Raw genomic sequence first — 20,506 nt, 5'->3', positions numbered from 1 at the left:
GAAAAGGGGAACAGGTGACGGAAACGGTTGCGTCTGGGGCTTCGCCCCTCTTGTCCGTGCGCCAGCTGACCAAGCTGTTTGGAACATTCGCCGCATGCAATGCGATCGATCTCGATATTGCACCTGGCGAGATTCACGCTCTTCTCGGTGAGAACGGTGCCGGAAAATCCACCCTCGTCAAAATGCTTTTCGGCGTGCTGGAACCCTCCAGCGGAGAGATCGTCTGGAACGGAAATTCTGTTCGGATCGGTTCGCCGGGAGAAGCCCGCAAGCTGGGCATCGGCATGGTCTTCCAGCATTTCTCGCTCTTCGAAGCGCTGACCGTCGCTGAAAACATCGCGCTCTCGCTCGATCCCAAGATTTCTCTGAAAGAGATTGCGCGGGAAGCTGAAACACTCTCCAAGGCCTACGGTCTGCCGCTCGACCCTTACGCCCATGTTGCCGATCTTTCGGTGGGTGAGCGCCAGCGCATCGAGATCGTTCGCGCTCTTTTGCAGAACCCAAGGCTTATCATTCTGGATGAACCGACCTCTGTGCTGACGCCGCAGGAAGCGGACCGGCTGTTCGAGACGCTGGAGAAGCTGAAAGCCGAAGGGCGTTCGGTGCTTTACATCAGCCACCGTCTGGAAGAGGTACAGCGCATCTGCGATCGCGCCACTGTATTGCGCCACGGCAAGGTGACGGGGGCCTGCGACCCGCGCCAGGAAACGCCCGCCTCTCTGGCGCGCATGATGGTTGGCTCCGATGTCGCTGGCATTCAGCGCGACGACGAATGCACAATCGGCGATGTCGCCGTTGAAATCATAGGTCTCTCTGTCCCGGCACGCACGCCCTTTGCCGTGTCGCTGAAGAATATCGCCATGAAGGTACGCGCAGGCGAGGTTCTGGCCATCGCAGGTATTGCCGGTAACGGGCAGGGCGAATTGTTCGATGCGCTGTCCGGTGAGTATCCCGTTTCAAAGGACGACGCGATTTTCCTGCGTGGCAAGCCTGTCGGTCGCATGGGCATCAATGGCCGCCGGTTGCTGGGGGCAGGCTTCGTCCCGGAAGAGCGCCATGGCCATGCCGCCGTGCCGAATATGAGTCTCTCTGACAATCTTCTCCTGGCGCGCTGTCGATCCGACAAGAAGGCATTCCTCACCGGCGGTTTCCTGAAAGTTGTCCGTCATTCGGTGATTAAGAACGCCGCCAAACGCATCTCCGAACACATGGATGTGCGCAAGAGCGGCGAAGACCCGCTCGCCGGTTCGCTCTCCGGCGGCAATCTGCAGAAATTCATCGTCGGTCGGGAGCTCGATCGACAGCCATCGGTTCTCGTCGTCAATCAGCCGACATGGGGTGTGGATGCGGGGGCGGCAAGCCGTATTCGCCAGGCGCTCGTGGACATGGCGAAGGCTGGATCCGCCGTCATCGTGATCAGCCAGGATCTGGACGAGATCTTCGAGGTTGCATCAAGCATCGCCGTTATTTCCGACGGGCAGCTCTCCAGCGCCTATCCGGCAAAAGAAATGACGCGTGAGAAAATCGGCCTGTTGATGGGTGGCGTACACACAGGAAACACAGGGCAGGCAGGGCATACGGAGCAGGTCGTTCATGCGCATTGAACTGGAAAAACGCGCAGGGGTCTCCAAGCTCTTTGCAATTCTCTCGCCGCTCCTGGCTCTGGTGCTGACGCTTATCGTTGGTGCCATCATCTTTGCAGCGCTCGGCAAAGAGCCCGTCGGCGCACTTTACAGCTTCTTCATCGAGCCGTTGCTGGAAGTCTGGTCCCTGCATGAACTCGCGGTCAAGGCAGCGCCGCTGATCCTGATCGCGGTCGGGCTTGCCATTTGTTATCGGTCGAACAACTGGAATATCGGCGCGGAAGGTCAGTTCACCATCGGCGCAATCACCGGCTCTATCCTGCCCGTGCTGAACCCCGATTGGCAGTCGCCAATGATCCTGCCGCTGATGCTTGTCATGGGGGCCGCAGGCGGAGCGCTCTACGCCGGTATTCCGGCGCTCTTGAAAACGCGGTTCAACACCAACGAGATCCTGACCAGCCTCATGCTGGTCTATGTCGCACAGCTCTTTCTCGACTGGCTGGTGCGCGGCGCCTGGCGCGATCCGCAGGGCTACAACTTCCCGCAAACCAAGCCTTTCAACGAAAGCGCCGTCCTGCCTGAACTACTGGATTCGGGGCGTGCCCATTGGGGCGTCGTCTTTGCGCTCGTCGCCGCCGTCGCGCTCTGGTTCATGATGCGCTACATGCTGAAGGGCTTCGAGGTCACCGTGCTCGGCCAATCGGCGCGGGCAGGGCGCTTTGCCGGCTTTTCCTCTCGCGGCATGGTCTGGTTTTCGCTGCTCCTCTCCGGCGCACTGGCAGGCCTTGCCGGGATTTCGGAAGTCTCCGGCTCCATCGGTCATCTGCAGCCCTCGATTTCGCCGGGCTACGGCTTCACTGCCATTATCGTTGCCTTTCTCGGCAGATTGAACCCACTCGGCATCATCGCCTCAGGGCTGGTTCTCTCGCTGACCTATCTCGGTGGTGAGGCGGTGCAGATGTCGCTGCAGATTTCAGACAAGGTCGTGCGGGTCTTCCAGGGGCTTCTGCTCTTCTTCGTCTTGTCCTGCGATACGCTGATCCTCTACAAAATCCGCATCCGCTGGTCTCGCAGCGCTGCCCGTGAAGGAGCCGCATGATGGATATGTTTCAGGCGATCCTCCTCACCGTCATTACCGCTGCAACGCCGCTGGTCATTGCAGCGCTTGGCGAACTTGTCACTGAGCGCGCCGGCGTCCTCAACCTCGGTGTCGAAGGCATGATCGTCATCGGTGCGGTCTGCGCCTTCGCCGCCGCGCATCTGAGTGGTTCGCCGTATATCGGCATTCTCGCCGGGATTGCGGCGGGTGCGGTGTTCTCGCTGCTCTTCGGTTTCCTGACGCTCACGCTGGTCACCAACCAGGTGGCGACCGGGCTCGCGCTCACCATTCTCGGTCTCGGCGTCTCCGGCATGTTGGGAGAAAGCTTCGTTGGCGTGCCCGGCGTCAAGCTGCCGAACATCGTCTTTCCTGTGCTCTCGGATATCCCATTTATCGGCCCGATCCTCTTCCGCCAGGATTTGATCTTCTACATCTCGATTGCGCTCGTCTTCGGTATCAGCTGGTTCCTGTTCAAAAGCCGAACCGGGCTAAAAATCCGCGCGATCGGTGACAGCCATTCGTCAGCCCATGCGCTTGGCATCAACGTTATTCGCACGCGCTATTTCGCCGTGATGTTCGGCGGCGCATGTGCGGGTCTTGCGGGCGCGCAGCTCTCGCTCGTCTACACGCCGCAATGGGTGGAAAACATGTCTGCCGGTCGTGGTTGGATTGCGCTGGCGCTTGTCGTCTTCGCATCATGGCGGCCATGGCGGGTGCTGGCGGGCGGCTATCTCTTCGGCGCAGTGACGATCGGCCAGTTGCATGCGCAGGCCTTCGGCATTGGTGTGCCGTCACAGCTACTTTCAGCGCTTCCTTATGTAGCAACTATTGTGGTGTTGATTATCATCTCCCATAATCGGCGCACGACGCTGATCAATACACCGGCATCGCTCGGCAAACCGTTCGTGCCGGACCGCTAAGAATCCAAAAGTCATGCCTAACCAAGCAGGGGTAAAAATGAAAAGACTCATCATCGCATTGGCTGCGTCCGCCGCGGTCATCATCGGCGTCGTTCCCGCAGCGCAAGCTGCCGACGCCAAAAAAGTCTGCTTCGTCTATGTCGGTACGCGCACGGATGGCGGCTGGACGCAGGCGCATGACATTGGCCGTCAGGAATTGCAGAAGCATTTCGGCGACAAGATCGAGACGCCGTTCCTGGAAAGCGTTCCGGAAGGTCCGGATGCCGAGCGCGCAATCGAACGCATGGCCCGTTCAGGCTGCGACCTGATCTTCACCACGTCGTTTGGCTTCATGGATGCCACGGTCAAGGTTGCTCAGAAGTTCCCGAAGGTGAAGTTCGAACACGCAACCGGCTTCAAGACGGCGGCGAACCTCGCGACCTATAACTCTCGTTTCTACGAAGGCCGTTACATTCAGGGCCAGATCGCTGCGAAGATGTCGCAGAAGGGGGTGGCCGGCTACATCGCCTCCTTCCCGATCCCGGAAGTGGTGATGGGCATCGACGCCTTCCTGCTCGGCGCACGTTCCGTCAACCCGGACTTCAAGGTCAAGGTCGTCTGGGCCAACACTTGGTTCGACCCCGGCAAGGAAGCCGATGCGGCCAAGGCTCTGATCGACCAGGGCGTCGATATCCTGACGCAGCACACCGACACGACGGCACCGATGCAGGTTGCTGCAGAGCGTGGTATCAAGGCGTTCGGCCAGGCCTCCGACATGATCAAGGCTGGCCCCAAGACACAGCTGACCGCGATCGTCGACACCTGGGGCGCCTATTACATCAAGCGCACACAGGCGCTTCTTGATGGCACCTGGAAGTCGGAGTCGGTTTGGGATGGTCTGAAAGACGGCATCTTGACGATGGCGCCCTACACCAACATGCCGGACGACGTGAAGAAGATGGCTGAGGACACCGAGGCGAAGATCAAGTCCGGCGAACTTCACCCCTTCACCGGTCCTGTGAAGAAGCAGGATGGAACGGAGTGGCTTAAGGCGGGCGAGAAGGCTGAAGACGGCGTTCTGCTCGGTCTCAACTTCTACGTAGAAGGCGTAGACGACAAGCTGCCGCAGTAAGCCAAAGTTTTTACACGAGAAAGGGCGCGCAATCGGTTTTGTGCGCCCTTTCCTATTGCGGCGTCATCCTCGAAGCTTATGCCGAAAAAGCAAAAGCCCGCCGATGGAGCGACGGGCTTTTCCAAGTCTTGACCGCGCATATGGATGCTGCGGATCGGACAAAATCGTTATCAGAAGACTGCGAGATACTTCAGCAGCGAGATAATACCGATGATGATCACGATGACCTGAGCGATCTGCTTTGCGCTGCCGCCAACCGGCAGGCGTGCGATAAGCCACAGCACCAGTACGATGACCAGAAAGGTGATCAGAATGCTGACTAGCGTCGAGGTAACCATATGTCCCAGCTCCTATTTCCGTTTCGATGAACGGCCCGATCACCGTTGCGTGAGTAAAAGCCGCAATTTAGAATTTGGTTCCATTGTGCAAAATGAATTTGCGGGAAATGGAGATTGAGAGCACGTCGGGCAAAAGTTCTGCGCGGTCTTTCGATACCAACATGCGACAGGACACAGATGGAAGCGGTGGAAGCGAATCTGAAAGATCGTAACACCGCATAAGGAGGATGGTGTGAGCGAGCTACGGGTTAAGAAGCGGGACGTCGGTGCGACAGCGCTTTTGGGACGCAATGGCCATCCGCAAATTGCAACACCGACCGGCGGAAATCTCTCCGTGGTGACGGCCGCGTCGGAGCCTGGCTTCAATCCGCTCGACCTTCTCTATTCCTCGCTCGCCGCGTGCTTGGCCTTGAGCGCGCGCATTGCCGCAAGCCGCATGGGCGTGCTTAACAGGTTCGAGGCGGTCGAGGCGAAGGTGATGGGAGAAAAGTCTGAGGGTGAACCCGCCCGCATTCTCCGCTTCGACATGCGGCTGACGATCAGCGGTGATCTTGACGAGGCGACGAAGCAGGCAATTGCCCATGAAGCGGAGAGAATTTGCACCGTGAGCAATACGCTGCGCAGCGAGGCGGACTTTCATCTGTCTATCGCCTGATCCCGTTCCGAACTGTGATGGCGATCAATCAGCGCTGAGCCTTTTCCCATTTGCGGATCAGCCGGTCGCGCTTGAGCTTCGATAGGCGCTTGATCCAGAAGATGCCATCGAGTTGATCGATCTCATGCTGAATGCAGACGGCGTGAAAACCATCCGCAATTTCTTCATGTTCAGCGCCCGTCAAATCCTGAAACCGTAACGTCACCTGCCGGGGACGTTCCAGTTCCTCGGTGATGCCCAGCATGGAAACGCTGCCCTCGATATGGCGCATCGTCTCTGTCGAACTCTTGGTGGTCTCGGGATTGACGTAGGTTAGAATCTTGCCGGGCTCAAGCTCCAGCACGAAGACCCTTTGAAAGACGCCGATATGGGCCGCCGTGATCCCGACACCGGGTGCTGCACGCATGGTCTCGACTAGGTCCTGTTGTAGGGTGACGAGATCTGGTCCAAACGTCGTTACCGGCTCGCATGGGGTGGCAAGGGCAGGGGCTGGGTATCGGACGATGGTACGAACGGTCATGACGTCTTGGAACTCAAAGATGAAGGCTTCAGGGCGTTGGATGCGGTGGTCGCAAGCGCTTTCGCCTTTTCCGTCAATTCTACAAAGGTCCTCTGTGTTCGGCCTTCGCGGCGAACGATATGGAGCAGTGTGCCGGAAAGCGCGCTGATCTCCCGTAGCACCAAAGCATGGGCAATACCAAGCTTGTTTGAAAGGCTGCGACTGTCACTGCCAAGACCGATATGAACCGCGACAATGAGCGCAGCGCCTGTCGGTTGAAGTCCGGTGGGCGCGATCTGGAGCAGTTCGTCCACCGCGGCCATGAAGCGCGTTGCGGTGTCTTCCTCGTCCATTATGCCGCCGCGGCCTCGCCCCGCAGTCGCACCGACACCAGCACGGATTTGGAGGTTGGGGTGAAGCTGCCTTCGCCATAACTGTGTAGCGGCACGAGAACGTTGAGCTCTGGGTAGTAACCGCCGACGCTGCCCTGCGGTATGTCGTACGGCACCAGACGGAAATCCTTTGCGATCCGTTCGACGCCATCGCCATATTCGCCGATCACATCGACCCGCTGTTTGGCGCGGGCGCCGAGCGTGTCCATATCCTTCGGGTTCATAAAGATCACCTGACGTTCGCCGTAAACGCCGCGGTAGCGGTCATCGAGGCCGTAGATGGTGGTGTTATATTGATCGTGGCTGCGGAAGGTCTGGAGCACGAACAAACCGTCTTTCGACACTGCCTCCTGATGCTCCGTCATTTCCGGCAGAGGGCCGGTAAAGAAGACCGCTTTCTTTTCAGGCGTGTGCCATTCACGCTCAGCTGCCGCGTTGCGCAGATGGAAGCCGCGCGGCACCCGCACGCGCTCATTGAATTCGTGGAAGCCTGGAATGACCCGCTCGATCATGTCTCGAATCAGATCGTAATCATCGGCAAGGGCGTTCCAGTTGACGCGGTCACCGCCAAGCGTGGCTTCCGCGATACCGGCAATGATGGCGACTTCGGAACGCAGTTCGGGCGATGCCGGCTCGTTTATGCCGCCAGAACCATGGACCATGCTCATGGAATCCTCGACGGTCACGATCTGCGGCAGGCCTGCAGAATTGCGATCGATCTCGGTGCGGCCAAGACATGGCAGGATGAACGAGGTTTCTCCTGGTACAAGATGCGAATGGTTGAGCTTGGTCGCGATGTTGACGGTCAGCTTCTGCTTTTTGAACGCCTCAATGATCAGCGGGCTGTCGGGCGTGGCGCGCAGGAAGTTGCCACCGAGCGCGATGAAGGCCTGCGCCTTGCCATCCAGCATGGCGCTGATCGCCTCCACCGTGTTGTGCCCACGGTTGCGAGGCATCGTCACGCCGAGTTCCTTTTCGAGCGCATCAAGCAGGGCAGGCGGTGCCTTCTCGTCGATGCCAACGGTGCGATCGCCCTGCACGTTCGAATGGCCGCGGACAGGGCAGAGGCCGGCACCGGGCCGCCCGACATTGCCCCGCAGCAGCATCAGATTGGTGATCTCGCGAACGATAGCGACGGAGTGCTTGTGCTGAGTGACGCCCATCGCCCAGGTGGCGATGACGGAACTGGCATTCATGTAGATGGAGGCCGCTTCCTCAATCGCCTCACGTGTCAGACCCGACTGGTCGAGAATGGTTTCCCAGCTCGTTGCATCCACGGCAGCGCGGTATGCCTCGAACTCCACGGCATGGTCAGTCAGGAAGTCGTAATCGATGATGGCTGGTTGACCCGCCGCACGCGCCGCCTCATCGGCCGCGAACACCACCTTGCTGATACCGCGAATAGCGGCCATGTCACCGCCTTGGCGTGGCTGATAGTAATTGGTCGCAATCTTTGTGTTACTGCCGGTAATCATCTCCAGCTTGTCCTGCGGATCACTGAAGCGCTGCAGACCCTTTTCCTTGATAGGATTGAAGACGGCAATGCGCGCGCCGCGAAGTGCCGCTCGCCTCAGATCACCCAGCATGCGGGGATGGTTCGTGCCGGGGTTCTGGCCGATGACGAAGATCGCATCGGCCTTCTCAAAATCCTCCAGAAGCACGGTCCCCTTGCCGACACCGATCGAGGCTTTCAGACCAACGCCGCTCGCTTCATGACACATGTTGGAGCAGTCGGGAAAATTGTTGGTGCCGTAAAGTCGGACCATCAACTGATAGAGGAAGGCAGCTTCATTGGAGGCCCGACCGGATGTGTAGAACTCGGCTCGATCCGGGCTGTCGAGGCCGCTCAAGATGGTGCCGATCTCGCGGAATGCATCGTCCCAGGACACGGGCACGTATCGGTCGGACGAACGATCGTAACGCAGAGGGTTCGTCAGGCGGCCTTGTTTCTCAAGTTCGTAATCCGACCATTGGCTCAGAGCGGAGACCGTATGCGCAGCGAAAAACTCCGGCGCAACGCGTGCCTCCGTGGCTTCCCAGGAAACGGCCTTCACACCGTTTTCGCAAAATTCGAAGGATGAGCCATGCTCCGGGTCGCCCCAGGCGCAGCCGGGGCAATCGAAGCCATCGGGTTGATTGGTTTTGAGAAGCGCCTTCGCATTGGAGAGGGGGGCACCGGATTCCAGCAGGCGCTTGCCAACGCTTTTCAGCGCGCCCCAGCCGCCGGCCGCGGATGAGGGCTTGCCGATGAAATCCATCTTGCCCATTATAACGTCTCTCCTTGAAGGCTTCGTCTCGATTGGTCCCGAGAAAGACTCACCCGATCCATAGTTTGCACTGCAGCATAACTGTTCAGATAGGCGCTTACCTAGCATATATCAATTCTCTGCGTTGCACGGATGCGCGTTTCGTTTTCCCATTAGCGACACCCTGTCCGCGCGTTGACGACATCGAGCCACCCGTCGCTGCGGTGCGATGATGGCGAGGAAGAAGATGAAACCAGTTCTTGCCTAACGGGTTGTTGACATTGTTGTTCTAAACGACAATCTCCAGCCCGTTTGCAAAGCAGGCCAATGACCGGAGAAGGGGGCGCAAGTTGACACAAGCCGACCACGATCATCCCGCAACGGAAGAGGCCAAGCGTCCGGAAGTGATGGCCGACATCTATGCCGAAGACGGCTCGATCCGGTCAGACTTTCTCGCCATGGTCGGCGCTGCGATCGCCGATCGCGACGTGCTGTTCCTGCGTGAAAACGTCGCCCGCCTGCATGAATCCGAACTGGGCGACCTGCTGGAATCGATCCAGCCGGAACAGCGCCATGCACTTGTGCGCCTGCTGGGTACCGACTTCGACATGACGGCACTGACCGAGGTGGATGAAGCAATCCGCCTCGATATCGTCGATCAGATGCCGAACGAGCAGATTGCTGCCGGTATCGGCGAACTCGATTCGGACGACGCAGTCTACATTCTGGAAGACCTCGACCGCGAGGACCGCGAAGACATTCTCTCGCAGATGCCGTTCACCGAACGTGTCAGGCTGATGCGGGCGCTGGACTATCCGGAAAGCTCTGCCGGTCGCCGTATGCAGACCGAGTTCGTCGCCGTGCCGCCATTCTGGACGGTTGGCCAGACGATCGATTACCTGCGAGAAGAGGAGGAGTTGCCTGAATCCTTCTCTCAGATTTTCGTTGTCGATCCCACCTTCAAGCTCGTCGGCGCGCTCGATCTCGATCGGCTGCTGCGCTCAAAGCGGCAGGTGAAGATCGAAACCATCATGCATGAAACAAACCATCCCATTCCAGCGGAGATGGACCAGGAAGAGGCAGCCCAGCTCTTCGAGCAATATGACCTTCTGTCTGCGGCGGTCGTGGATAGCAACGGTCGCCTCGTCGGCGTGCTCACCATCGATGACGTGGTGGACGTGATCCAGGAAGAGGCGGAGGAAGACTTGCTTCGCCTCGGCGGCGTCGGCGATGAAGAATTGTCCGACAGTATCGCCAGCACGTCCAAATCGCGTGTGCCCTGGCTCGGCATCAATCTTATGACGGCTTTCCTGGCAGCCTCGGTGATCGAACTTTTCGACGCCACTATCCAGCAGGTCGTGGCACTTGCGATCCTGATGCCGATCGTCGCGGGCATGGGCGGAAATGCCGGCTCGCAGACGATGACCGTTTCGGTGCGCGCTCTCGCCACCAAGAACCTCGATATCCATAATGCGGCGCGCATCATCCGACGTGAGGCAGGTGTGGGCCTGTTGAACGGCGCGCTCTTCGGCTGCGCGATCGGCATTATTGCCGGCATCTGGTTCCACGACGTGAATATTGGCGGCATCATCGCAACAGCCATGCTGATCAACATGCTTGCAGCAGCTCTGGCCGGCATTCTTATTCCGCTGTTCCTCGATAAGTTTGGCGCCGATCCGGCCGTTTCTTCCGCCGTTTTCGTCACGGCAGTGACCGATATCGTCGGCTTCTTCTCATTTCTCGGCCTGGCAACCTGGTGGTTCGGTATATCAGGATGATGATCGAAAATTGACTTTTACGTGAAGGTCAAACATAATGTCCGGCAGCCAGAATCGGACAAAGCCTTGAATAAGTATTATAGCATTACGGAACTGACGCGCGAATTCGGTGTATCCACCCGCACTCTTCGTTTTTACGAGGATGAGGGCCTGATCCATCCGGAGCGCCGTGGCCGTACGCGCTTGTTCCGCGCCGCCGATCGCAGGCTCATTCAGGAAATCCTCCGTGGTCGCCGCATCGGCTTTACGATCGCCGAAATTCGCGAAATCATCCAGGTTTACAAGGAACCGCCGGGTGAATCCGGCCAGCTCGAGCTTCTGATGAAGAAAGTCGATGAGAAGCGCGCCGACCTTCGTCAGAAGCGCCGCGACATTGAAGAGACGCTTGCCGAGCTCGACAATGTTGAGGAAGCCTGCCTCACACGATTGGCAGAAATCGGCGTCGGAACCTGACGGACCGCTTCGCCTTTTGCTGTTGAGAGTTGGGCACTGAAATCTTTCAGTAGCGCCAATCTGGCGCCCACCTTCATTCTAGCTTCATGCTCCCCACCGTCGTAATTAATCCTTCGCTAACCACGCTTGAAGACCCTTTGGAACGGTTAAGTCATATAACTGTTTTCTAGCGTTAGTTTTAAATCACATCTTCAAGCCCGGGCATGATGCTCGCAATGGTGACTGCAACCGACTGTGTCTGTCGGTTCGTGTGACGCAGGGCTGATAAAAAATGTTTCCCTGATCAACGGCGACGCCGCGCCATCCTCGTGCGTGGCATGGGTATATAGATTTATGTTGGACGAGCATGCGCGTATTTCCGCGCTTAAGAATATGCGCTTACTCGATACTATGCCGAGCGAGAACTTCGATCGTATCACGCGACTGGTGGCAAATTACTTTGGTTTGCCGATTGCAGCCATCTCGTTGACGGACACGGACCGCCAATGGTTCAAGTCGAAAGTGGGCGTCGACCACCACGAGATACCTCGGCACAAAGCGCCTTGTTCGCAGGTAGCGGAACACAAGCGTCCCGTGGTCGTGAAGGATTTGCAGAAAGACGACTATTATGCCGACAGCACGCTAGGTCAGGCCGGAATTCGTTTCTATTGCGGCGTTCCACTTGTAACGCCGGATGGCCACGGCCTTGGCGCACTCTGTGTCTTGGGGATCGAGCCTTTCGAAGTCACCGATGAACAGATGGCGACCCTCTCAGATCTTGCAGCTATGGTCATGGATCAGATTGAGTTGCACCATTCGATGGGACGGATTGATCCGTCGAGCGGATTGCCAAACCGTCACCAGTTGATGAGCGATCTCTCTGACCTTGCTCTTCACGAAAAAGGTTCAGAGCAAATCATCAGCCTGATTGACCTTGCACAGACAACGCAGTTCGACCGAATGATGCGCGTCGTCGGCATTTCCTATCTCGATGGTCTGATGACCAAGGTGGCGCGCATCCTAAGGGAGCACCTGGATGGGGGAACATTCGCCTACCATATCGGCCCGACGCAATTCGCATTCATTGTCCCCAAGGGTACGAAGGTCGAAGACTATCGACCGTTTCTAGAGCAGATCATGCGTGCGCTTTATAACGAGGTCGAGTTCCAGATCACCATGACGCCGTCCATCGGCTCAATGGTTTTCCGCCCTGGCGAGACCAGTGCCGAGGAAATTTTACGGTCGTTGCAAAGTGCCGTGCAGGACGCGCGTATTCATCCATCGAAAATCGCCTTTTTTTGCCCATCTCTTGATGTGCAGCATCAGCGCAACTTCATGATCCAGCGCGAGTTTCCACGGGCGATTGTCGACGACGCGCAGCTGTCGCTCGTATTTCAGCCGCGGGTGGACGCCGCCAGTGGTCTTTTCAAGAGTGCGGAAGTTCTGTTGCGCTGGACCCACCCGGAGCTTGGCCCAATTTCGCCTGCCGAATTCATCCCGGTTATCGAAGCGTCAGCCTATGCTCGTGAATTGACCATGTGGGTCATCGCGACATCCCTCCAGCAACTTTCCGAATGGAATTCCACAGGTTTTCCCATCAAGCTTTCCATCAACCTGTCAGCCACCAATCTTCAGGAGGCCGACTTCTGGGATCGGCTGAGCGTCGATCTGGCTCGCTTCGGCGTCGATCACGATCAGATCGAATTCGAAATAACCGAGACGGCGATGATGATGGAGACGAAAGGGTCGCAGGACCTGCTCGAAACGCTTGCCGCATCGGGCATTCAGCTATCAATTGACGACTTCGGCACTGGTTACAGCAGCCTGTCCTATCTTCAAAAGCTGCCGGTCAAAACCGTCAAGATTGATCGCAGCTTCATCAACGATATGCAGGAAGGCAATCGAGAGCGCGTCCTCGTCCAGTCCATGATCACGCTCTGCCACTCGCTCGGTTACGAGGTCGTGGCGGAAGGTGTGGAGACACGCGAGCACGCCGAACTGCTGACCGTCATGGGATGCGATGAACTCCAGGGCTACTGGTTGTCAAGGCCGATTGCTGCGGACGCTCTTATCCGTTGGATGTCGGAGCGTCAAACTGCTCAGCATTACCGTCTTGAAGCGATCAGCGACTGACTGTGACCTCAAGCTCACCCCGGATTATTGAACCTCCGCCGAGCACTGGGCTGCGACATCCCTGATCTTGCTCTGCTGCTCGATACTGGCTGTATTCGCCATCATCGCGTCGAAGACATTCTCGCTGTGCAGTTTCTCCAAGGTGCAGCCGCAAAAGCTTTGGCAGAGATCGAGATTGTTTTGGGTCTGCATGCAGCTCGCTTCGCAGCTCTTCTTGTAAGCCTCCACCTGATCCACCGGCGGGGGCGGGAAAGTGATCGATCCCAAATAGACCAGCGCGATCAGCACCGGCTGGTGAATGAGGTAGAAGGACAGGCTGTGGCGGCCGAAGAAGGCAAGCAGATTGCGCTTGCCGCTAGGCTTGCGATACCGATCCAGCCACCCGCGCGGCACGGCGATTTGCGCGACACCAAGACCGGCGAGAAACGGCGCCAGAAACGGTAACGCCGGCACATAGTCGTTGGAGCGGGGAGGTGCTGTGGCAAATCCGATCCAGGACAGCCAGATTGAGTTGAAGGCATCCGACGAGAAATAGATCGGCGCGAGAAAGGCCAGAACAGCGACGGCCAACGTCACGACCGCAGGCAAGCGCAGAAATATAAGACCGATCAGGCTCGCGACGGCGATATTGTGCAGAATGCCGAAGAAGATCCAGCCACCGGGAACGGCAAAGAATGTCGCAACCGAGATCAGCAACGCTGCACCCGCGACCATCGCAAACCGTTTGCCGAAGGCCGGCCAGTTTATACCCTTTCGATGCGCCAGAAACAGGCTGAAACCTGCGAGAAACAGAAACGAACTGGCAATCGCCCGCGCATAAAGACGCCACAAACCCTCGGTCGGCGTTTCCGGCGGGATATAGCCGAACATCGCGAGATCCCAAGTGAAGTGGTAACTCGCCATGGCGATGAGCGCGATGCCGCGCCATGTGTCGAGAAAGCCGATACGGCCGGACTTGGTAACCGTTGCGGTTGCCTCATTCATTCTGTGATTTCCTTCGCAACGGTGAGGGGGCTTTGCCTGCGCTTCGCCCGCAAAGTGGGGCGATTTCATGACAGGCGATTAATGATCGTCCATGATGGCGAGACGCGCTTCCGAGTAGAACTGGCGTCTCAACAGCGCGACGATGATGATGATGGTCATGACGATGAACACATAGGCGTTGATAAACCAGCCAAGATAACCGATCGACAAGAAGAAGGTCCTGAGGCCGTCATTGAAATTCTTCGCCGCAATGACATTCATGCGGATGACGTTTTCCGCCGCGCGCTCGGCCGCTTTTCTATCCGCATTTGCCTCATGCATCATCGGCATTCCACCGAAGAGGATGGTGCAATAGTTGAACAGCCGGTACGACCAACCAAACTTGAAGAAGGCATAGCCGAAAAGACAGGTCAGCCCGATAACCTTCAGCTCGAAAGCGGTTCGTCCGCCGTAATAGACGAATGGCATGTCCCGAAACACCGATTCGACCCGGTCGGTGGCGCCGAGGAGCGCGAAGCACCCGCCGATCGCGAAGATAGAGGTCGATGCGAAGAAGGCAGTGCCGTTTTGAAGGCCTGCCATGATCTGCGTATCGATCATCTTCAGATCGCGCGACAGAGAGTTGTAGATCCACCGTCTGCGCCGGTCGGCCATGGCTTGATTAAGGCTCGTTCTGCCAAAGGGCGATCGTGCGGTGGTGATATAGGCGTAGGACACCCACAGAACCAGGAATATGACGAGCGCGATGTAGTCCATTGTCGTCATGTCGGTCCCGCCCAGTAACCCGCTTCTCGCCTGTTCCGCCAGGCGATAACCTGACGTGTTTCGGAGGTTGTCATACCAAGAAATGATTGCAAGGCAATCGAGACATGCTGGCGGAAAAATCCAATCCATTTTAGCCCGCGCTAACCATCCGGTAAGTTTATACCATTAGACAGATCGGCGGGGCTCCGGAGCGGGTATTGAGTACCGGGCCTCTTCCTCTCATTTCCGTTCATTCCAGGAGCGGAAAGCGTGTCTCCAGCGGTTTTTTCCTCTCTAGAAGTTTGACAAGAGCCGCATCGCATCATACCTTCTTTTTAGCGATCCGACGCTTTCCCCATGAGAGCCGATGTCGACTTGACCGCGCAGTGCGGACGGGCATTAGTCTTTTATGACGGTTACCGCGACGATCCAGCATGATCGACCGGGAGAACGCCTCCATATCTACGAATCGTTCTCTTTTCATGTCTGGCGCCTCAAGGCTTTCGGCACAGTCCGAACTGGCGGTCGGATCGCTCTTAATTCTTCTCCCTGCAGGTTCTGGATGAGCGACATATCTCGTGCCGTCCTGGTGCTCGGCGGCGCACGCTCTGGCAAGTCCGCTTTTGCTGAATGGCTGGTGCTCTCGTCTGGGGGGATCGCTCATTATGTGGCAACAGGCCGCGCCTGGGATGAGGAAATGAAATCTCGCATCGCCAGCCATCGTCTTCAGCGCGGGGATAAATGGAACACGCATGAGGAACCGTTGCATCTGGTGGAGACGTTGGAACGACTGGATGACGCGTCCAACACCATCCTTGTTGATTGCTTGACCCTTTGGGTCACGAACCTGATGATGGAAGAGGGGCGGGACGTTGAAGTGGCTTTTCTGCCACTCGTTGAACATGTGGCGAAAGCCAAAGCGAAGATTGTCTTCGTTTCGAACGAGGTAGGCCTCGGCATCGTGCCCGAGAATCGCATGGCGAGAGACTTTCGCGATCACGCTGGCCGGCTGCATCAGAGGATCGCTGCTGCGGCCTCGGACGTTTATTTCATCGCGGCCGGTTTGCCTTTGAAGATGAAAGGGTAGGTCGCCCATCGCACGCCCGGGCTTGCTTCGCAGCGCGGCCCCTAACTCTTTCAATCTACGCGTTGTGCTGATCCGAAAATCGAGTTCTATTTTCGGGCCTATGCTGTGGTATCTCTCAGCCTCCCACAAATCCGCCACAGAGGCATCATGATTTGCTGCGTCTGCATCGTTTTGATGCCGACTGCTTGATGCGATTTTATCCAATCAAATCGATCCGGAGCCAGCAGCACATGTCATCCTCCGCCTTCAAAGCCCTTCTCTGCAGCCTAGCCATCTCCATCTCCGGGCAAGCCCTTGCCGCGCAAGCAAGTTGGCCGGACACGCCTGTCGGCCGTCTCGCGGCGCTGGCCACCGTGCAGGATCTGAGCGTCCAGCTGCTCAGCCAGGACAGCGCGACATTGACACTGGAGCACTGGTGCGCCGACCATAAGCTTGCCGAACCCGCGAAAATCTCGGCCGTCCGCCTCAAGGAGACGAAGACAGCACCGGATGAGGTGCGCCACCAATTGAACGTTTCCGCCTCCGACCCGCTCGGCTACCGGCACGTTTTGCTGAAATGCGGCGATCTGGTGCTTTCGGAAGCGGATAACTGGTATGTGCCGGATCGGTTGACGACGGACATGAACCAGACGCTGGATACCACGGATACGCCCTTCGGCAAGGTCGTGCTACCACTTCATTTCCAGCGCCACACCGTGTCCTCCCGGCTGATCTGGCAGCCTCTTCCAGAGCATTGGGAAATGGGTCAGGCAGTTCCGCCCGGCCACAGCACCGCACTGGATATCCCTCAAACTCTGATCACCAATGAAGCCGTTCTCACGAAGCCGGATGGGACCCCGATCAGCTTTGTCATCGAGAACTATAAGGCCGCGCTCCTGAGCTTCCAGCCGCCCGCCATCGCTCGTTGATCGGGTGACCTCGCGCCGTCCTTTGAGGCTGCGGTCTTGATTTGGATCAAGGTCGCTTCCCGTTGCGGGTGGCAAAGCTGCAAACGACGCGAAAGCATGTTTGCCGCTTTGATTCCGGTTCCTTCGCTCCGCGTCATATCTGATGTGAGGTTGGGGGAAGCCAACAATGAACTCTACTTTAGGAATAGCGATGGTGGCCGTGGGTGCCTTCCTCGCTTTGCTCGGGGCGGCCTTCGCTCACGACAATCTTTTCGCCGCCCATATGTGGGTGCTGTTCTTCGTGCTCCTGGTCGGCACGGTCGTGATGCTGCGCCGCGTCTCCTTCGCGCCTGTCGATCCGGCAGTCCAGGCACGCAGGAAGACCGAGTATTTCGATGACGTGATCCGCTATGGGGTGATCGCCACGGTCTTCTGGGGCGTCGTCGGTTTTCTGGTGGGCGTGATCGTTGCGCTTCAACTTGCCTATCCGGACCTGAACATCCAGCCATGGTTCAATTTCGGCCGCGTCCGTCCGCTACATACCTCCGCCGTCATCTTTGCCTTTGGTGGCAATGCGCTGATCGCAACCTCCTTTTACGTGGTGCAGCGCACCTGTCGCGCCAGACTGTTCGGCGGCGACCTCGGCTGGTTCGTCTTCTGGGGCTACAATCTCTTCATCGTCATGGCAGCGACCGGTTACCTGCTCGGCATCACGCAGGGCAGGGAATATGCCGAGCCTGAATGGTATGTCGATATCTGGCTAACCATCGTCTGGGTGGCCTATCTGATTACCTTCCTTGGCACTATCTTCGTGCGCAAGGAGCCGCATATCTATGTAGCGAACTGGTTCTACCTTTCCTTCATCGTTACCATCGCGATGCTCCACATCGTCAACAATCTGGCAGTGCCAGTGTCGTTCCTTGGCGTGAAGAGCTATTCGGTCTTCTCGGGCGTCCAGGACGCGTTGACGCAGTGGTGGTACGGCCACAATGCCGTCGGCTTCTTCCTGACCGCTGGCTTCTTAGGGATGATGTACTACTTCATTCCCAAGCAGGTGAACCGCCCGGTCTATTCCTACCGCCTGTCGATCATTCACTTCTGGGCGCTGATCTTTATGTATATCTGGGCTGGTCCGCACCACCTGCATTACACAGCGCTGCCCGACTGGGCGCAGACGCTCGGCATGGTGTTCTCGATCATGCTTTGGATGCCTTCATGGGGCGGCATGATCAACGGTCTGATGACGCTTTCTGGGGCATGGGACAAGCTGCGCACCGACCCGATCCTGCGCATGATGATCATGGCCGTTGCCTTTTATGGCATGGCGACCTTCGAAGGGCCGATGATGTCGATCAAGGCCGTCAATTCTCTCAGCCATTATACGGACTGGACCATCGGCCACGTGCATTCAGGTGCGCTTGGATGGAACGGCATGATCACCTTCGGCGCGGTCTATTTCCTCGTCCCGAAGCTGTGGCATCGCGAACGGCTCTACAGCCTGGTGTTGGTCAACTGGCACTTCTGGCTCGCCACACTCGGTATCGTCGTCTACGCCGCTTCCATGTGGGTTGCCGGCATCCAGCAGGGCCTGATGTGGCGTGAGTATGATGCGCAGGGCTTCCTCGTCTATTCCTTCGCCGAAACCGTCGCTGCCATGTTCCCATACTATCTGCTGCGCGCGATGGGCGGGCTGCTGTTCCTCAGTGGCGCAATCGTCATGGCCTACAACATCACCAGAACCATTCTCGGCCATATGCGCGAAGAGAATACCGGCAAGGCTGCAGCGCCCAAGCTGCAACCGGCCGAGTAAGGAGATCGATCATGTCTATTCTGGACAAACACGGCATTATCGAGCGCAACGCCACCTTGCTTCTCGTCGGATCGCTGGCGGTGGTCTCGATCGGCGGCATCGTGGAGATCGCGCCGCTCTTTTATCTCGAAAACACGATCGAAAAGGTAGAGGGCATGCGGCCTTACTCGCCGCTGGAGCTTATGGGGCGTAACATCTACATCCGCGAAGGATGCTATGTCTGCCATAGCCAGATGATCCGCCCCTTCCGTGATGAGGTGGAGCGATACGGCCATTACAGCCTTGCGGCAGAAAGCATGTACGACCATCCGTTTCAGTGGGGTTCGAAAAGAACCGGACCGGATCTGGCGCGTGTGGGGGATCGCTATTCGAACGAATGGCATGTCCAGCATTTGAGCGCGCCACGCTCCGTCGTGCCGGAATCGGTCATGCCGAGCTACGCCTTCCTGAAGACGACACCGCTGCAGGTGTCGAATGTGGCGATGGAGCTAAAAGCCAACCGGGCCGTCGGCGTGCCCTATAGCGACGACATGCTGCAGAACGCCGAGGCCGACATGAAGGCGCAGGCAGATCCGAACGCCGACACGACGGCCCTGGAGGCGCGGTATCCCAAGGCAAAGATTGGAGATTTCGACGGTGATCCGGCGAAGCTGACCGAAATGGACGCGCTGGTTGCCTATTTGCAGATGCTCGGCACGTTGGTCGATTTTTCGACCTACGACGACGCCGCCGGCTACCGATAGGAGGAGCACGAGATGGAAACCTACACCGCCATGCGCCACTTCGCCGATAGCTGGGGCCTGCTCGTCATGACGCTCTTCTTCCTCTGCGTCGTCCTTTTCACCTTGCGTCCCGGTGGCGGAAAGGCCGCCAGCGACGCCGCCAAGATTCCTCTCAAGGAGGATTGATATCATGTCGGACAAACACATAGACCAGATCAGCGGCGTCGAAACCACCGGCCATGAGTGGGACGGTATTCGAGAGCTGAACAACCCCATGCCCCGCTGGTGGGTGTGGACGTTCTACGCCACCATCATCTGGGCCATCGGCTACACCATTGCCTTTCCCGCCTGGCCGCTGATCAGCGGTGCGAAGCATGGCGTTCTTGGCTGGAGCAGCCGCGCCACTGTGGCAACCGAGATGGCCAATGCCAAGGCAGGCCAGAACGCCTACCTCGACAAGATCGCATCCTCGTCACTGGAGGATATCCAGGCCGACAGCGAACTCATGCAGTTTGCCGTTGCCGGTGGCGCAGCGGCCTTCAAGGTCAACTGCATCCAGTGCCACGGCTCTGGCGCTGAGGGCGGCAATGGGTATCCCAACCTTAACGATGATGACTGGCTGTGGGGTGGGAAGGCAGAGGATGTTTACACGACCATCACCCACGGCATACGCTTCACCGAGGATCCGGAAACGCGCGTGTCGGAAATGCCGGCCTTTGCCGATGTGCTGAAGAGCGATGAAATCCGTGCCGTCGCGGCCTATGTCGTCAGCCTGACAGGAACGCCGCATGATCCGGCCATGATTGAGCCTGGCAAGCAGATCTTCGCCGACAACTGCGCCTCGTGTCACGGGGACGATGCCAGGGGCAACCGCGATATGGGCGCGCCAAACCTCGCTGACGCAATCTGGCTTAAGGCCCATGGCGAAGAGGGCGTCGTCGCCCAGATCCGGGCACCCAAGCATGGTGTCATGCCCGCCTGGGGAGAGCGTCTGGGAGATACCACGGTCAAGCAACTGGCGCTCTTCGTCCACTCGCTGGGTGGTGGTGAATAGCGCGACTTAAAAGGCAATTGGGGCCGCGTCGT

Annotated in this window: 20 protein-coding genes; 14 read left to right on the top strand and 6 right to left on the bottom strand. The window is 57.9% G+C overall.

All coding sequences use genetic code 11. The annotated features are described in order from the left end of the window. Positions 1-14: 14 nt before the first annotated feature. Genes AC07U5_RS08295 through AC07U5_RS08280 form a run of 4 tightly spaced genes read left to right on the top strand, consistent with a single transcriptional unit; the run spans position 15 to position 4,713 of the window. Positions 15-1,604, top strand: coding sequence for an ABC transporter ATP-binding protein (locus AC07U5_RS08295; RefSeq protein ID WP_494722747.1), 1,590 nt, complete (start codon positions 15-17; stop codon positions 1,602-1,604). Continuing rightward, positions 1,594-2,682 carry an ABC transporter permease gene (locus AC07U5_RS08290; protein ID WP_113225606.1) on the top strand — a complete coding sequence of 363 codons (1,089 nt, stop codon included), beginning with the start codon at positions 1,594-1,596 and terminating at the stop codon, positions 2,680-2,682. Before AC07U5_RS08295 ends, AC07U5_RS08290 begins: the two co-directional genes overlap by 11 nt. Beyond that, positions 2,682-3,602, top strand: a complete 921-nt coding sequence (locus tag AC07U5_RS08285; protein WP_494722746.1) for an ABC transporter permease — start codon at positions 2,682-2,684, stop codon at positions 3,600-3,602. The genes AC07U5_RS08290 and AC07U5_RS08285 overlap by 1 nt, the downstream gene beginning before the upstream one ends. A gap of 37 nt (positions 3,603-3,639) precedes the next feature. After that, positions 3,640-4,713 (top strand): BMP family ABC transporter substrate-binding protein, encoded by a 1,074-nt coding sequence (locus tag AC07U5_RS08280; protein WP_494722745.1) that lies wholly within the window; start codon positions 3,640-3,642, stop codon positions 4,711-4,713. A 170-nt stretch (positions 4,714-4,883) separates the two neighbouring features. Here AC07U5_RS08280 and AC07U5_RS08275 read toward each other — a convergent pair whose 3' ends face one another. Then, positions 4,884-5,051, bottom strand: coding sequence for a Thivi_2564 family membrane protein (locus AC07U5_RS08275; RefSeq protein ID WP_111850603.1), 168 nt, complete (start codon positions 5,049-5,051; stop codon positions 4,884-4,886). 232 nt (positions 5,052-5,283) lie between these two features. Between AC07U5_RS08275 and AC07U5_RS08270 the strand changes: the two genes are divergently transcribed. After that, positions 5,284-5,706 (top strand): OsmC family protein, encoded by a 423-nt coding sequence (locus AC07U5_RS08270; protein WP_494722744.1) that lies wholly within the window; start codon positions 5,284-5,286, stop codon positions 5,704-5,706. Positions 5,707-5,734: 28 nt separating this feature from the next. On the opposite strand, the gene AC07U5_RS08265 is transcribed toward AC07U5_RS08270, so the two are convergent. Genes AC07U5_RS08265 through AC07U5_RS08255 form a run of 3 tightly spaced genes read right to left on the bottom strand, consistent with a single transcriptional unit; the run spans position 5,735 to position 8,864 of the window. Beyond that, positions 5,735-6,226 carry a peptide deformylase gene (locus tag AC07U5_RS08265; protein WP_494722743.1) on the bottom strand — a complete coding sequence of 164 codons (492 nt, stop codon included), beginning with the start codon at positions 6,224-6,226 and terminating at the stop codon, positions 5,735-5,737. Then, positions 6,223-6,558, bottom strand: coding sequence for a hypothetical protein (locus AC07U5_RS08260; protein WP_494722742.1), 336 nt, complete (start codon positions 6,556-6,558; stop codon positions 6,223-6,225). The genes AC07U5_RS08265 and AC07U5_RS08260 overlap by 4 nt, the downstream gene beginning before the upstream one ends. Continuing rightward, complete coding sequence (locus AC07U5_RS08255; protein ID WP_494722741.1) at positions 6,558-8,864, bottom strand: FdhF/YdeP family oxidoreductase; 2,307 nt, start codon at positions 8,862-8,864, stop codon at positions 6,558-6,560. Before AC07U5_RS08255 ends, AC07U5_RS08260 begins: the two co-directional genes overlap by 1 nt. 386 nt (positions 8,865-9,250) lie before the next feature. Here AC07U5_RS08255 and mgtE point away from each other — a divergent pair, with 386 nt between their 5' ends. The 3 genes from mgtE to AC07U5_RS08240 all read left to right on the top strand — a co-directional run bounded on the left by mgtE (position 9,251) and on the right by AC07U5_RS08240 (position 13,186). Next, positions 9,251-10,621 (top strand): magnesium transporter, encoded by a 1,371-nt coding sequence (gene mgtE / locus AC07U5_RS08250; RefSeq protein WP_494723273.1) that lies wholly within the window; start codon positions 9,251-9,253, stop codon positions 10,619-10,621. Between the two features lie 66 nt (positions 10,622-10,687). Beyond that, positions 10,688-11,074 carry a MerR family transcriptional regulator gene (locus AC07U5_RS08245; protein ID WP_062426111.1) on the top strand — a complete coding sequence of 129 codons (387 nt, stop codon included), beginning with the start codon at positions 10,688-10,690 and terminating at the stop codon, positions 11,072-11,074. A 333-nt stretch (positions 11,075-11,407) separates the two neighbouring features. Further along, entirely contained in the window at positions 11,408-13,186 is a 1,779-nt protein-coding gene (locus AC07U5_RS08240; protein ID WP_494722740.1) for a bifunctional diguanylate cyclase/phosphodiesterase, read from the top strand. A gap of 24 nt (positions 13,187-13,210) precedes the next feature. On the opposite strand, the gene AC07U5_RS08235 is transcribed toward AC07U5_RS08240, so the two are convergent. Both AC07U5_RS08235 and AC07U5_RS08230 read right to left on the bottom strand, forming a co-directional pair. Then, on the bottom strand, positions 13,211-14,170 hold the full coding sequence (locus AC07U5_RS08235; protein WP_494722739.1) for an acetyltransferase domain-containing protein: 960 nt from the start codon (positions 14,168-14,170) through the stop codon (positions 13,211-13,213). Positions 14,171-14,248: 78 nt separating this feature from the next. After that, entirely contained in the window at positions 14,249-14,935 is a 687-nt protein-coding gene (locus AC07U5_RS08230) for a DUF599 domain-containing protein (protein ID WP_494722738.1), read from the bottom strand. Positions 14,936-15,476: 541 nt separating this feature from the next. On the opposite strand from AC07U5_RS08230, the gene cobU reads away from it, so the two are divergent. The 6 genes from cobU (at position 15,477) to ccoP (ending at position 20,474) form a co-directional block, all read left to right on the top strand. After that, complete coding sequence (gene cobU, locus AC07U5_RS08225) at positions 15,477-16,001, top strand: bifunctional adenosylcobinamide kinase/adenosylcobinamide-phosphate guanylyltransferase (protein ID WP_494722737.1); 525 nt, start codon at positions 15,477-15,479, stop codon at positions 15,999-16,001. A 230-nt stretch (positions 16,002-16,231) separates the two neighbouring features. After that, the gene (locus AC07U5_RS08220; protein WP_494722736.1) at positions 16,232-16,909 is read left to right on the top strand and encodes a hypothetical protein; all 678 of its coding nucleotides are present in this window, start codon (positions 16,232-16,234) and stop codon (positions 16,907-16,909) included. A 166-nt stretch (positions 16,910-17,075) separates the two neighbouring features. Further along, entirely contained in the window at positions 17,076-18,698 is a 1,623-nt protein-coding gene (ccoN, locus tag AC07U5_RS08215; protein WP_130979630.1) for a cytochrome-c oxidase, cbb3-type subunit I, read from the top strand. 11 nt (positions 18,699-18,709) lie between these two features. Then, the gene (gene ccoO, locus AC07U5_RS08210) at positions 18,710-19,441 is read left to right on the top strand and encodes a cytochrome-c oxidase, cbb3-type subunit II (protein WP_333629904.1); all 732 of its coding nucleotides are present in this window, start codon (positions 18,710-18,712) and stop codon (positions 19,439-19,441) included. Positions 19,442-19,453: 12 nt separating this feature from the next. Then, positions 19,454-19,606, top strand: a complete 153-nt coding sequence (locus AC07U5_RS08205; RefSeq protein WP_062425388.1) for a CcoQ/FixQ family Cbb3-type cytochrome c oxidase assembly chaperone — start codon at positions 19,454-19,456, stop codon at positions 19,604-19,606. 4 nt (positions 19,607-19,610) lie between these two features. Continuing rightward, entirely contained in the window at positions 19,611-20,474 is an 864-nt protein-coding gene (gene ccoP, locus AC07U5_RS08200; protein WP_494722735.1) for a cytochrome-c oxidase, cbb3-type subunit III, read from the top strand. The last annotated feature ends 32 nt before the right edge of the window (positions 20,475-20,506 follow it).

The organism is Agrobacterium sp. GW821-FHT02D03 (assembly GCF_059421725.1).
Note: the sequence above shows the minus strand (reverse complement) of the source record. Positions and strands in the feature narration are given on the sequence as shown.